The sequence below is a fragment of the Streptomyces sp. NPDC034670 genome (assembly GCF_055574875.1).
In genome coordinates this window covers 19,529-32,833 of the sequence record NZ_JBVITR010000006.1, presented here as the reverse complement: position 1 = coordinate 32,833, position 13,305 = coordinate 19,529, and the positions used below count along the sequence as shown (strand labels likewise).

Annotated in this window: 10 protein-coding genes; 2 read left to right on the top strand and 8 right to left on the bottom strand. The window is 74.5% G+C overall.

Annotation, left to right across the window (positions count from 1 at the left end):
* Positions 1-120: 120 nt before the first annotated feature.
* On the bottom strand, positions 121-3,180 hold the full coding sequence (locus tag ACZ56B_RS06270) for an NACHT domain-containing protein (protein WP_468786825.1): 3,060 nt from the start codon (positions 3,178-3,180) through the stop codon (positions 121-123).
* Between the two features lie 67 nt (positions 3,181-3,247).
* Positions 3,248-3,892 carry an HAD family acid phosphatase gene (locus ACZ56B_RS06265; RefSeq protein WP_468786823.1) on the bottom strand — a complete coding sequence of 215 codons (645 nt, stop codon included), beginning with the start codon at positions 3,890-3,892 and terminating at the stop codon, positions 3,248-3,250.
* A 440-nt stretch (positions 3,893-4,332) separates the two neighbouring features.
* Between ACZ56B_RS06265 and ACZ56B_RS06260 the strand changes: the two genes are divergently transcribed.
* The gene (locus ACZ56B_RS06260; protein ID WP_468786821.1) at positions 4,333-5,049 is read left to right on the top strand and encodes a M23 family metallopeptidase; all 717 of its coding nucleotides are present in this window, start codon (positions 4,333-4,335) and stop codon (positions 5,047-5,049) included.
* A 229-nt stretch (positions 5,050-5,278) separates the two neighbouring features.
* On the opposite strand, the gene cseC is transcribed toward ACZ56B_RS06260, so the two are convergent.
* From cseC to ACZ56B_RS06235, 5 genes are all read right to left on the bottom strand, one after another.
* Positions 5,279-6,625: a two-component system sensor histidine kinase CseC gene (cseC, locus tag ACZ56B_RS06255; protein ID WP_468786819.1), complete on the bottom strand. Its 1,347-nt coding sequence runs from the start codon at positions 6,623-6,625 to the stop codon at positions 5,279-5,281.
* A gap of 8 nt (positions 6,626-6,633) precedes the next feature.
* The gene (gene cseB, locus ACZ56B_RS06250; RefSeq protein WP_468786817.1) at positions 6,634-7,332 is read right to left on the bottom strand and encodes a two-component system response regulator CseB; all 699 of its coding nucleotides are present in this window, start codon (positions 7,330-7,332) and stop codon (positions 6,634-6,636) included.
* Positions 7,333-7,477: 145 nt separating this feature from the next.
* Positions 7,478-8,125, bottom strand: coding sequence for a hypothetical protein (locus tag ACZ56B_RS06245; RefSeq protein WP_468786815.1), 648 nt, complete (start codon positions 8,123-8,125; stop codon positions 7,478-7,480).
* Positions 8,113-8,652, bottom strand: a complete 540-nt coding sequence (locus tag ACZ56B_RS06240; RefSeq protein WP_468786813.1) for a SigE family RNA polymerase sigma factor — start codon at positions 8,650-8,652, stop codon at positions 8,113-8,115. The genes ACZ56B_RS06245 and ACZ56B_RS06240 overlap by 13 nt, the downstream gene beginning before the upstream one ends.
* 361 nt (positions 8,653-9,013) lie before the next feature.
* The gene (locus tag ACZ56B_RS06235) at positions 9,014-9,949 is read right to left on the bottom strand and encodes an HhH-GPD family protein (RefSeq protein WP_468786811.1); all 936 of its coding nucleotides are present in this window, start codon (positions 9,947-9,949) and stop codon (positions 9,014-9,016) included.
* Between the two features lie 1,011 nt (positions 9,950-10,960).
* On the opposite strand from ACZ56B_RS06235, the gene ACZ56B_RS06230 reads away from it, so the two are divergent.
* The gene (locus tag ACZ56B_RS06230; protein ID WP_468786809.1) at positions 10,961-11,812 is read left to right on the top strand and encodes a hypothetical protein; all 852 of its coding nucleotides are present in this window, start codon (positions 10,961-10,963) and stop codon (positions 11,810-11,812) included.
* 158 nt (positions 11,813-11,970) lie between these two features.
* On the opposite strand, the gene disA is transcribed toward ACZ56B_RS06230, so the two are convergent.
* Positions 11,971-13,095, bottom strand: coding sequence for a DNA integrity scanning diadenylate cyclase DisA (disA, locus tag ACZ56B_RS06225; protein ID WP_468786807.1), 1,125 nt, complete (start codon positions 13,093-13,095; stop codon positions 11,971-11,973).
* Between the last annotated feature and the right edge of the window lie 210 nt (positions 13,096-13,305).

Here is a 13,305-nt window from a genome sequence, read left to right as displayed (position 1 = left end):
CCCCCCCCCCCTCCTCCCCCCCCCCCCCCCCCCCCCCCCCCCCCCCCCCCCCCCGCGTCCGGGCCGGGTCTTCGGAACGTTCGTCCACCGGCCTTTCGGGAGCCGGCGCCGGCTCCCGCCTCAGCGCGGGTCCACGCTGACGTCCGCGTCCGGGAAGAGCGGCTGGAAGGCGGAGGCCGGGAAGGAGTGTCCGGGCAGGTTGCCCAGGACCACCGAGCGCAGCCCGGGCAGCCGGGACGCCAGTGCGGCGAGGTGCTCGGTGCCGTCCATCCCGGGGACCCGCAGCACCTCGACCCCGGGCAGCTCGGGCATGCGGCCGACGGAGGCCGGCAGGTCCCGGACGACGGACGCGTCCAGGTGCAGATGGGTGAGTCCGGGCAGCGCGGCGACCTCCCGCCAGTCGGCCGCCGTCAGCTCCGCGGTCAGCGGTCCGAGGCCGAGCGTGCGCAGCGCGCCCCAGTGGCCCAGGCCCCGCAGCCCGGTCGAGTCGGTGCTGTGGCGGCCCAGGAAGAGGGAGTCCAGCGGGGCCCCGGCCGGCAGGGCGTCGGTGAGGCCGGCGCCGGGCAGCTCCTGGGACAGGGAGAGCAGGGTCAGGGACGCCAGGGACCGCAGCCCCGTCAGGTCGGTGGGGGAGGCGAGGACGAGCTCGGTGAGCGGCAGCGAGGACAGTTCGCCCAGACCCGTGGTGTCCGAGCAGTCGAAGAGGGACAGCCTGCTCAGTGAGGTGAAGCGCCGCAGCGCGCCCAGTTCCGTCAGGCGCGGGTTCCCGGCGATGCCCAGCGTGGTCACCCCTTCGGGCTCCCGCACGGCGGCCACGATGTCCCCGAGGTCGTGCGGCCCCTCGAAGACCAGCTCGGACCAGGGGCGCATCCGGGCGAGGGCCGCGAGCTGGGCGGGCGACTCGCAGCTGAGGAAGAGGTCCGTGCGGTCGAGGTGGTCCAGCACCTCGGCCGCGTACTCCTCGGTGTCGAACCGGCGCCAGGTCCCCACGAGCTGCCGCCGTACGTCGTGGTCCGGATGGCTCCGGAAGCGGCGCAGCACGGCGAGCGCCCCGTGGGGCTCCTCCGATCCCAGGAACGAGGCGGTGGTCGCGACGCCCAGCGCCTCCTCGTCCGTCAGATCCTCCGGCCCCGGGAGCAGTTCCAGCACCAGCGGACCGGCCTCGGCCAGTTCCCTCGCGGCCTCGGTCGTGCGGGGCGGGATCAGCTCGGCGGCCCGCCCCTCCACCTCCGCCCGCACCGCGGGGTCGAGCGTCGCCGCGTGCTCCAGGCAGGCCAGTGCCAGCAGCGTGAGCCTGGGGGTGCCGTCGGCCAGCAGGTCCCTCAGCACGGAGACCCGTTCGTGCGGCCGGGCGTGCGCCACGGCCATGCGGATGACGTCCTCCCACTGGGCGTCGCCGGCGTGCCCGGTGAGGACGTCGAGGTGGCCCTCCGCCACGGCGTACCGGGCTGCCAGGTAGTCCTGGAAGGTGCGGTGGACGAAGTCCACGACGCCCTCGGCCGGCCGGCGCAGCACCCCGCTGCGCAGCAGGAGGGCGCGCAGGAGCGCCGGCGCGTCCCCGGTCCCGGCCGCCGGCGCCAGCGCGGGCAGCGCGCGCTCCACGATCCTGCCGGCCGCCTCCAGGGTCATCTCGGTCCGGCCGCTCAGCACCAGGGCGTAGGCGATGCGCTGCAGCAGTTCGAGCTTGGCCTCCGTGCCCGGTTCCGGTCCTTCGACCGGGCCCGTGCCGCGTTCCCGGTCGCGCCGGGACAGCAGCATGGTGAGGGCGGCGTCGTACAGCTCCTTGCGTCCGGTGGGCAGGTAACCGCGGCGCTCGCGGTGCAGGGCGCAGATCAGGCCGCACATCAACGGATTGGTGGCGAGGCGGGCCAGGTCCCGCTTGGTGCGCAGGGAGTCCGACAGCCTCTGCTCGTACTCCGGGGCGCGCGCCGCCTCGTGCCAGCGGTGGACGAAGGTGGCGACCCCCGCCCGGTCCATGGGGGCCAGGGACAGTTCCCGGAATCCCTCCCGGGACAGCCAGTCGGCGCGTACGGCGGTGGGGCGGGTGGTCAGCAGCCAGCGGTTGCCGGGGTAGGCGTGGACGAGGCCGCGCAGCCAGTCGCGGGTGCCGTGGCGGTCGGCCGCGGGGATCTCGTCCAGACCGTCGACCAGGACCAGTGCCCGGCCCGCGGTCAGCACGCGTTCCGCCCAGCCGTCCGGCGGGGACAGCGGGCAGCCGACCGCGCTCAGGAAGGCGGCCGGCGCGGGCAGCGGACCGGTGCGGACCAGGGTGCGCAGCGGGAGGACGTACGGGACGTGCGTGCCCTCACGCGCCGCGGTCACCGCCAGCCACTGCACCAGGGTCGTCTTCCCGGAGCCCGCGTCGCCGCGCAGCAGCACCTTGGAGTCCCCGCCCAGCGCCTCGTCGGCCGGCATCCGTCCGCTACGGGCCGGTGAGCCCTCGTCGAGTGCGGCGACCCGGTCGGGTTCCCGGTCGGCGGTCGCCTCCAGCGTCAGGTACGCGACCTCCAGCGGCCAGCGGTCGGGGGAATCGCGCAGGTCGATGCCGTAGATGGTGAGGTGGTCGTGCCGCTCGGCCACGTACGGCAGGTAGCGGCGCTCGAAGGCGGTGTCACGGCCCCCGGGGCGCGGAACGCGGGTGATCAGTTCGTCGACCCGCGCGATGAGTTCGGCCTGTCCCCGGGTCTGCTCCACCAGTGTGCGGGCCACGAAGGTGGAGCGGCGGGTGAAGAACTCCAGGATGTGCAGGCAGGCCCACTCGGTGGCGGAGTCGAGGAAGGCGCAGGCGTCCGCCGACAGCCCGTCGGGGGGCCCGGACCGGCGGTGCAGCCGCCGGGCGAGCCCGTGCGCGCCCAGCCGCACGGCCTGGACGTCGTCCATGTCCAGGTCGCCGAGGGCGAGCAGCCGACGGGCCAGGGCGTCGGTCACGGCGGTTTCCTCGTCGGGCCGGAACGGCCGCTCGCCCGGGGAGGCCGCGGCTTCCGCCACCAGCCGGCCGGCGAGCCGGTGGACCTCCTTCTCGCCCAGCGTGCGCCTCTCGCCCCGGAAGGACACCAGGTCCGTCATGCGGACGGGCTTGTCCACCAGCCCCGCCCCGGGACCGTCCGGCACGAACAGCTTGCGCACCAGCGGGCGGACCAGGCCGGACGCCAGCCTGCCGCCCAGGACCGCGGGCTCCAACCGCCCCACCCCCGTGAACGCGTGTGAGCGTGAACGGGGGTGAGACTACCGGGAGCCGGTTCCCCGGTCAGGACAGCTGACCGCCGTAGTCCGGCAGCTTGAAGGTCCTCTCGGCGTGGCCGCCCGACAGGTCGGTGGGGCTGTTGCCGATGTTGGCGATGATCGTGTAGCCCTTCGACTCGATGGCGGCGCGCTGGGCCGTCTTGTAGTCGGCCACGTTCTTGAAGAGGTCGAGGAGCCCGCGCACGTGGAGCCCGGAGGACTCGTAGCCCGCGTGGTCGAGGTTGTACGCGGTGGGCGCGTGGATGATGCCCGGGCGGGCGGTCACGAAGAACAGGGCGACGCCGCGCTCCTGGGCGTACTCGGCGACCTCCAGGACGGGCGCGTTGGCGGGCTGCGGGAAGCGGAAGCCGAAGTCCGTCTCCAGCGCGGTGTTGTCGACGTCGAGGACGATCGCCTGCTTCTCGCCCGGGCGCGGGCTGGCGATCCGCTGCTTCAGGTAGGGCAGCGCCTGGTCCATGACGGCCCGGCAGTCCTTCTGCCAGGTGTCGTAGTCGACGTCCGCGGCGACGGCCGCGACCGCCGTGGCCGGGACGGCCGCAGGGGCGCCGGAGGGGGTGGCGGCCTCTGCGGGAGCGGTCAGGGCCACCAGGGCCGCGGCCGAGACGGCGGCCACCGATACGCGGCGAGACCAGGGGTGTCGGCTTCTCATGCGGGGGGTCCTCTCACGTCCGGAACACTGTCGACATGTCGTGTGCATGTTCGTCTGCGAGGGTGACGCGAGGTGAACCGTAGGGTTACCGGACGGTAGGCGCATAGAGGCCTGCGCCACATTTCTGGGATGGCCGAACCCGGCCCCCGGTGACATGCCGCACAGGCGGTTTGTCCGGTACTAGCCGAAATAGTGGATAAGCCACGGGATGAAAACGGACATTTAACCCAACCATCTGATCGATCAGCTCTAAATGGTGGGTTTCGTCCGGTAAGGGGCCCCTGTCAAGAGACGTGCATCTCAGTACCGGCCTACGACGTTTCGTCGTAGGTCACACCTTTGCGGCTTTTCGGGCGAAAGGGTTACCACTGAACAGCCACCGAGGCGCGGACCTGTTCGCCGGGTGGTTTTCCTCTGTCCCTCTCCCCCCTGAGGTTCCGATGTCCCAGCGCGTCACGTCCCGTTCCTCCCGTACGTTCCCGATCCGCACCCGCGCGGCCGTGCTGGCCGCCGGCCTGGGCGCCTCGGCCGTGCTGGGGGCCGGGGTCGCGGCCGCCGTCGACACCACGGCCGCGTCCGGCGCCGCCGGTGCCGTCCAGGCGCAGGCCGCCGCCCAGGCCGAGGCCGCGAAGGCCCAGGCCGCGAAGGCCCAGAAGGCCGCCGAGACGAAGGAGGCGGCTCAGGCGGCGAAGGCCGCCCGGACCGAGAAGGCCGTCCAGGCCGCGGCCGCGCAGCAGGCGTCCTGGGTCGACCCGGTGAAGAACTACAAGCTCACCGCGAGCTTCGCCCAGAACGGCGGCATGTGGGCCGCCAAGCACAGCGGCCAGGACTACGCCGTGCCCACCGGCACCCCGGTCCACGCCACCCACGGCGGCACCGTCGTCAAGGCCGGCCCCAACGGCGCCGGCGACGGCCCCGCCTACGGCAACGCCGTCGTGATCAAGCACGGCAACGGCGTCTACTCCCAGTACGCCCACCTGTCGCAGGTCGGCGTGAAGGCCGGCCAGGTCGTCAAGACCGGCCAGCAGATCGCCCTGTCCGGCAACACCGGCAACTCCAGCGGCCCCCACCTGCACTTCGAGATCCGCACCACCCCGAACTACGGCTCGGCGATCGACCCGGTCCAGTTCCTGCGCTCCAAGGGCGTCCAGCTCTGAGCCCCGGGGCTCCGGGATCCGGAGTCCGGGCTCCGTGGTGAACCGAGGCCCCCGGCGGCACCCGCCGCCGGGGGCCTCGGCACGCGCCGGGCCGGCCCCGGTGCCAGGCCCCCGTGCCGCCACCGGCCGCACGGACGGGGAGCGGCGGCCGCGACCGGGCGAGGGCGGCGACGGACCGGGACCGGGCGGCCCCGGCACGGGCGAGGAGCGGTGCCGGCCGGCGGCCCCCTCACGAGGGGAGCACCGGGTAGCTCCCCGTGTTCGTCGGCGCGTGCTCCGGCAGCCACAGCACGGCGACCGCGCCCTCGGGCGGCACGCCGTCCGGCGCCCCCGCCCGCCGTACGTTGCGGAAGGTCAGCCGGGCGCCCAGCACCCGTGCCTGTCCCGCCGCGATGGTCAGCCCCAGGCCGTGCCCGCGGCCGGCCCGGTCGCTGCTGCCGGTGCGGAAGCGGCTCGGCCCCTCGGCGAGCAGGTCCGCGGGGAAGCCGGGCCCGTGGTCGCGGACCCGGACCACCCGGCCCTCGACGGTGACCTCGACGGGCGGCCTGCCGTGCCGGGCGGCGTTGGCGAGCAGGTTGAACAGCACGCGTTCCAGGCGCCGCGGGTCGGTGGTGACCTCCGACTCGTGCACCACGTCCACCGTGACGTCCGGATCCTTCACCGCGACCCGCCGGGAGACGAACTCGCCCAGCAGGATGTCCTGCAGTTCGGCGCGCTCGGAGGCGCCGTCCAGCCGGGCCACCTCCAGGACGTCCTCGACGAGGGTGCGCATGGCCTTGGCCCGGTCCAGCACCAGCTCCGTCGGCCGGCCCGGCGGCAGCAGCTCGGCGGCGGTCAGCAGCCCGGTCACCGGGGTGCGCAGCTCGTGCGCGATGTCGGCGGTGACCCGGCGCTCGGCCTCCAGCCGCTGCCGCAGGGCGTCCGCCATGGCGTCCACCGCGCTGGCCAGGTCGTCGGTCTCGTCCCGGACCACCCCGCCGATGGCCTCCCGCACCCGGACGTCCGTCTCGCCCCCCGCGACCCGGTTGGCGGCGGCGGCCGCCTTGCGCAGCCGCCGCGACAGGTGGCCGCCGACGAGCACCCCGAGCGCGCTGCCGCCCAGGACGACCGCGATCGAGCCGATCACCAGGGCCCGGTCGAGATCCTTCAGGATGTCCGAGCTGCGGTCGGTGAAACCGGAGTGCAGGGACATCACCTGCCCGTTCTTCAGGGGCACCGCCGCCCAGATGTCCGGCGACCCGCCCGGCCGGTCGGCCACGTAGGTCGCCCGGCGGCCCTCCCGGACCTTCCGCCGGAGCTCTTCGGGCAGTTCCGGATCGTTGATCTTGGTGTTGGGGAAGTTCAGCCGCCCGGACAGCTCGTAGTTGCGCTGGGCGATCATGAGGCGCTCGTCGGCGAGGCCGCGCGCGTTGTCCAGCATCGACACCCGGGCCGCGTTGTGCACGACCAGGCTCAGCGCCACCGCCACCAGCGCGCCGACCAGCGCGATGGCCGCGCTGAGCTTCCAGCGCAGCCCCGTGCGGATGCCCGCCCGGTCGACGCAGGCCGCGACCAGGCGCCTGAGGTGTTCCCGCATCCGCCCGCTCAGGCCTTCAGCTTGTAGCCGAAGCCGCGGACCGTCTCGATCCGGTCCTGGCCTATCTTCGTCCGCAGCCGCTGCACGTGGACGTCCACGACCCGGGTGTCACCGCCCCAGCCGTACTCCCACACGCGCTCCAGCAGCTTGTCGCGGGAGAGGACGGTGCCCGGCGCGGAGGAGAACTCCAGCAGCAGCCGCATCTCGGTCGGGGTCAGCGCCACCGGCTCCCCCGCCCTGCGCACCTCCATGCCCCCGGTGTCGACCTCCAGCTCGCCGAAGGCCAGCACGCCCGAGGCGTCCGCGGCGGCCTCCTCGCCCCGGCCGCCGTTCGCCCGCCCGAAGCGGCGCAGCACCGCGCGGATCCGGGCCATGAGGACGGCACCGTCGAACGGCTTGGTCACGTAGTCGTCGGCGCCCGCCTCCAGGCCCAGCACGACGTCGATGGAGTCGGCGCGCGCCGACAGCATGATCACCGGAACCGTCGACTCGTCGCGGATGCGCCGGCACAGGCTGACCCCGTCGAGGCCGGGGACCATGACGTCGAGGAGCGCGATGTCCGGCCGGTCGGCGCGGAACGCCTCCAGGCCGGACAGGCCGTCGGGCTTCGCGGTGACCGCGAAGCCGTCCCGTTCCAGCGCGAGCTGGGTGGCCTCACGGATGACGTCGTCGTCCTCGACGAACAGGACGTGGGTCTGGTCTGCCATCCGGTGCTCTCAGTCCTCGTTTCGGTCTCAAGCCCGCGCGAGCGCTTCCTCCTCGCCCTCCCCACGAAGGACGCGGGGGCCGTGCGGCGGGTTCACCCGTTCACCGGTCCGGGCGGTTCCGCCGGGCCGCGGTGCGGGCCGGCCCTCAGCCCCCGGGCGCCGGCACCGGCTCCGCGCCGCTCACCTTGCCGTAGTCGTTGTGCGTGCGGTACTGCTCGGTGAACCGGCCCGCGGTCCAGCGGTAGGTGACCACGTCCTCGCCGGACGGACTCGACACCGGGTCGCCCCGGTCGTACACCTGCTTGGTCACCACCAGGTCCCCGCGGTCGATCTCCGCGTACACCGGGGGCTCCTCGGCGGCGAACACGTTCGTGTACGCGCCGCCCTCGTCGCGGTACACGTACGAGCCGATACCCACGGCGTCACCGCAGGTCAGCACGTTGACGACGACGTCGTCGGCGGTGCCCCCGGTCAGGTTGCCGTAGCTCACGTCGACGGGGTACTCGTCGGCGACGCACGGCTCGAGCCCCCGCTTGACCTCGGCCGAGACCACCGGGTCGGCCTTGACCAGCCGGACCGCGTTCACCCGGTCGGGGACCGCGGCCGGTGCGCGCGAGGGGACCGCGCCCGCCACCGACTCCGCGTGCGCCGGGCCCTCGTCCCGCGCGCCGGTGCCGCCCGTGCCGCAGCCGGCGACGAAGAGGCCCGCGGCGCCGAGCACGGCCGTCGCCGTGGTCGCCGCCCGGACGGTGACCCGGGACATCATGCATCCCGCGCCGGTCAGGCCGCGCAACGCTCCCGCTCCTCACGCTCCAGCGCGCGTGCGTCCAGCTCGCGTGCCTCCAGCTCCTCGCGGAGCCGGGCCAGCGCCCGGTGCAGCGTGCTCTTGACCGTTCCGGCCGACATGCCGAGGGCGGCGGCCGTCTCCTCCGTGGACATCTGCTCCCAGTGTCGCAGCACCACGACACCGCGCTGCTTCGGGGCGAGCACCTTCAGTACGTCCATCAGCAGGGCACGGTCCGCGTGCTGCTCGGTGGAGTCGTCCACGCAGGCCTCCGGGAGCTGCTCGGTCGGCACCTCCTCCAGCTTGCGGGCGCGCCACCACTCGGTCCGGGTGTTGATCATGACGCGGCGCAGGTAGGCGTCGGCCAGCCGCTTGTCCTCGATGGTCTCCCAGCGGCCGTACGTCCGGACCAGCGCGGTCTGCAGCAGGTCCTGGGCGTCGAGGGGGTCCGCGACCAGGCGGCGGGCGCTGCGCAGCAGCGCGTCCTGCCGGGTACGGATGTACTCCTCGAACTCGAGCACCTCGCCCTGGGCCATCGTGAACCGCCTTCCGCTCCCCGTTGCGGCCCGCGCGAGCGGGCCGGCCGCACTGCCCGTGATCCGTGATCACCGTGCCGTTCCCCGGCACGTGAACGAAGGTACGGAGGCCTTGTCACGGCGCTGTGCGAAGAAGCCCGCGGGCAGCCTGCGGCTGTCCGTCGGTTGTGTAACGGAGGAAGGAACAGGGGGAAGGAACAGGGGGAAGGGGGAGGAGCGGGGAGAACCGGGGGAAACGGGGGAGGGCGGGCCGAAGCGGTGCGGCGGACGAGGAGGGGGCGGGGAGGAGGCGACACGGCCGGCCGGGAACGGGGCCGCGGACGCCCGTACCCGGGTGCGCCGGCGCGCCGCCGGCTCGGCGTCAGCTCAGCGGCAGCCGGTACAGGCCGCCCGGCAGGGGTTCCACCAGGCCGTCGGCGACGAGGCCGTCCAGGGCGCGGGCGCGCTGCACCGGCTCGTGCCACACCCGGTCCAGCGCGGCCTGCGGCACCGGTCCGTGCGTCTCCCGCAGCACGGCCAGCAGCCGCCCGCGGACCTGGCGGTCCGTGCCCGCGTACGTCTGACCCCGGCGCGGCGGGCCCTCGTGGGCCGGCTTGCCCGCCAGGCGCCAGGCGCACTGCGCGGCGATCGGGCAGCGGTGGCACGACTCGTTCTTCGCCGTGCACACCAGCGCCCCGAGCTCCATGGAGGCGGCGGCCCACCGCGCGGCGGTCGACGCGTCCTCGGGCAGCAGCGCGCGGGCGAGCCGGCGCTCGGCGGCGGTGGTGGCGTTCGGCGGGTACTGCACCCCGGTGACGGCGCGGGCGAACACCCGGCGGACGTTGGTGTCCAGCACCGCGTGCCGCTGCCCGTACGCGAACGAGGCCACGGCCGCGGCCGTGTACTCGCCGATCCCGGGCAGCGCCAGCAGCTGGGCGTGATCGGTGGGCACGTCGCCGCTGTGCCGTTCCGTTATGGCGACGGCGGCGCCGTGCAGTCGCAGGGCGCGGCGCGGATAGCCGAGCCGGCCCCAGGCACGGACGGCCTCACCGGGCGCCTGGGCGGCGAGGTCGGCGGGGCGCGGCCAGCGGGCCATCCACTGCTCGTAGACGGGCAGGACCCGGTTCACCGGGGTCTGCTGGAGCATGAACTCGCTGACCATCACCCCCCACGCACCGGCCTCGGGGCGCCGCCACGGCAGGTCCCGGGCGTGCTCGTCGAACCAGTCGATGACAGGGGAGTGCAGCGGCTCACCGAGAGCATGCTCGGGCGCGGAATCGGCGGTGCCGCCGTACGGGGGCTTCGTGGGAGCAGTCATGACCCCTCGATCCTGCCATGCCGGGCCGCGCCCGCGGGGGAGCCGCCACGGCGCGGGGTGGAACCGGGGTCCCGGAGGGTGACGCGGACCCGCCGACCGGCAGCGGGGACGGCCCGGCGGCCGCTCGCGGCGCCGGCGGCGCGGGGCGTGCCCGTCCCACCGACCGGCGTTCGCCGCGGACCGGCCCGGGCAGGACGAGCCGCTCGCCCCCGGGCAGCGGCCGGCCGGCGCGGCCCCGCCCGCCGCCGCCACCGCCGCCACTGCCGCCACCGCCGTCTCCCGGCGCCGGCCCTTGGTCGCCTTCGGCCTGACGGCCGTCGTCACCGGCCGGCCGCACCGCGTCACCGGTGCCCTGCGCAGGACGACGGCGAACCCGCGCCCCTGACCCCCGCCGGTGAGGACGTCGGGCGACTCGCCACCCCCGCCGCCGAGTCCGGGTCGGTGGTGCGCCGGGAACCCGGCGGGAACCGGGGGCGAGGGTCCAAGCACCCGCGTTCACGGCGCGGTCGCCGGGGAACGGCCGGCCACCGCGCGGCGGGCACGCGGCCGGGGACGGGGCGGCGCCGGTGACCGCCCGGCGCGGACGCCCCTTCGTGACAGGGGACTTCAGCACGTCGCCGCACGCGTACGCCACGGCCGTGGCCACCGGCGCGAGGGCCGCGATCGCGAACACCCGTGGGACGGTGCGCCGGGTCCGTCACCGGCCGAGGACGAACGGCGCGACGTACCAAGGGAGTCCGGTCCCGGCCCGGTCCCGGCCGCGTGCCGTGCCCACGGCGGGGTGCCGTGCGCGAAGCCGGTGATGTCGCAGTGGAGGCCGCTGTCCACGAAGTCCGCGGTCACGGGCCGTGGAGGAGAAGCGGGAAAGGTCACGCTCCGCGACCGTCGGGTGCCGTACCTGACGAAGTGCGGGGCCCGCGGGGCGGTTTCCGGAATGATGATCAGGAAAAGATGTGGTCTTGACGGCGGGTGGCACAAGCGAACGCGCTGAACTCTCGTACAGTTTGCGCCGTGGGATCTCTGCGCAATCCGGTCGGGCCGCTTCCCTCCTCCATCTACTGGCGAAGGAGGGTCGTACTCCTGGCCGTACTGGCCCTGTTGGCGTTGTTGATCACCTGGGTGGTCACCGCGGGCGGCGGGGGCGGCGGCGACCGCGGGAACGGGGCCAACGACAAGAATCCCGCGCCGTCCATCACTCCGGGGCCGTCGGGTTCGGGACCGGCGATCAGTCAGGCGCCGGGCGGACGCGACGAGCCGGGATCCGGTGGGTCCGACGGCCCGTCGTCCGGGGGCGGGGGCGACGGGGCGAGCGGCGGCCCCGCGGACTCCGGTGGCGCCGACGGTTCGGGCGGCGGCTCGGACGGCGGTGCGGGGGGCAGCGCGGGCGGCGGTTCCGAGGGCGGTACGTCGTCCGGGGTCGGCGCGGGCGACGCGCTGCCGTCCGGATCCGGCTCCGGGTTGCCCGACTGCACCGCGGCCGCGGTCAAGTTGAGCCTGCGCAGCGCCCGCAACGCCTACGAGCCCGACCGGACGCCCACGTTCCTGCTGACCGCGCGGAACATCTCCGACAGCGACTGCAAGATCGATCTCGGGCCGGGGAAAACGGTGCTGACGATCACTCAGGCGAGCGCCGACGACGCGTACTGGGCGTCGGACGACTGCCCCGAGGGCCCTCGGAGCCTGGTGTTCCGGGTGCCGGCCGGCGAGAGCATCACGTACACCGTGAAGTGGGACCGCAAGCCGAGCGCCGCGCAGTGCGCGACCCCGCCCGCGGGGTCGGCCGGCGCGGGGACGTACCTGGCGGAGGCCAAGGCGCCGGGGTTCGCGAAGGTGCAGACGTCGTTCGTGCTGGAGAAGGACTGAGGCAGGTGGGCGGTGCCGGGCGCCCGGCACCGCCGGACGCGGCGGTACGCGCGCGGCGGTGACCCGCGCGAGGAACTCCGCACGCCTCGCTCGGACTCCAGGCGTGCGGACGGGAACTCAGACGGTACCGACCGGAGTTCAGACGTACCGCCCGGGGTTCAGACGTACCGCTCGAGGATCGAGCTCTCCGCCAGCCTCGACAGGCCCTCGCGGACGCTGCGCGCCCGGGCCTCGCCGACGCCGTCCACCGTCTGGAGGTCGTCCACGCTCGCGGCGAGCAGCTTCTGCAGTCCGCCGAAGTGCTCCACCAGGCGGTCGATGATCGCGCCGGGCAGCCTCGGCACCTTCGCCAGCAGCCGGAAGCCGCGCGGGGACACCGCCGAGTCGAGGGTCTCGGGGGAGCCGGTGTAGCCGAGGGCGCGGGCCACCGTCGGCAGTTCCAGGAGGTCCGCCTGGGGCAGCGCGTCCAGCTCGTGCAGGGCCTCGTCGACCGTGCGGGAGCGCTTGGCGGTGGGCGCGGGGACGTAGTCCCGCACGACGAGTTCGCGCTCCGGTTCCACGCCCGCGATCAACTCGTCCAGCTGGAGGGCGAGGAGACGGCCGTCGGTGCCCAGCTCGACCACGTACTGGGTGATCTCGGTGGCGATGCGGCGCACCATCTCCAGCCGCTGCGCGACCGCCGAGACGTCCCGGACGGTCACCAGGTCCTCGATCTCCAGCGCCGACAGCGTGCCCGCGACCTCGTCGAGGCGGAGCTTGTAGCGCTCCAGCGTGGCGAGGGCCTGGTTGGCGCGGGACAGGATCGCCGCCGAGTCCTCCAGGACCCGGCGGTGGCCGTCGACGTAGAGCGCGATCAGGCGCATCGACTGGGAGACCGAGACGACGGGGAAACCGACCTGCTTGGAGACCCGGTCGGCGGTGCGGTGCCGGGTGCCGGTCTCCTCGGTCGGGATCGTCGGGTCCGGCACGAGCTGGACGCCCGCCCGCAGGATCTTGGACAGGTCGGACGACAGGACGATGCCGCCGTCCAGCTTGCACAGCTCGCGCAGCCGGGTCGCGGTGAACTCGACGTCCAGGACGAAACCGCCGCTGCACAGCGCCTCGACCGTCTTGTCGGAACCGAGCACGATCAGACCGCCGGTGTTGCCGCGGAGCACACGCTCCAGGCCGTCCCGCAGGGCGGTGCCGGGCGCCACGGCGCTCAGCGAGGCGCGCATCAGACCATCGGAACCGGCACTCCCACCGGACTTTCCGGGAGCTGCTGCCCGGTCGTTGGCTGCCACTGCACTCCTCCGGTCGCAGGTTCTGGGGCGCCCCCGTTCTTCAGGGTCTCTCGCCCGGGTCGTGCCGGGCTCGCGCGTCCTGGCACGCGTCCCCGCGGCGGTGTCACCGGTCGTCGGCTTCCCCGAACTCGCGACGAGCTCGAGCAGGGGGGAACCCCCATCGCGTCGACTCCCTCCTCCGCCGTGCGGCTGCACGCGCCAGGCCCCGCT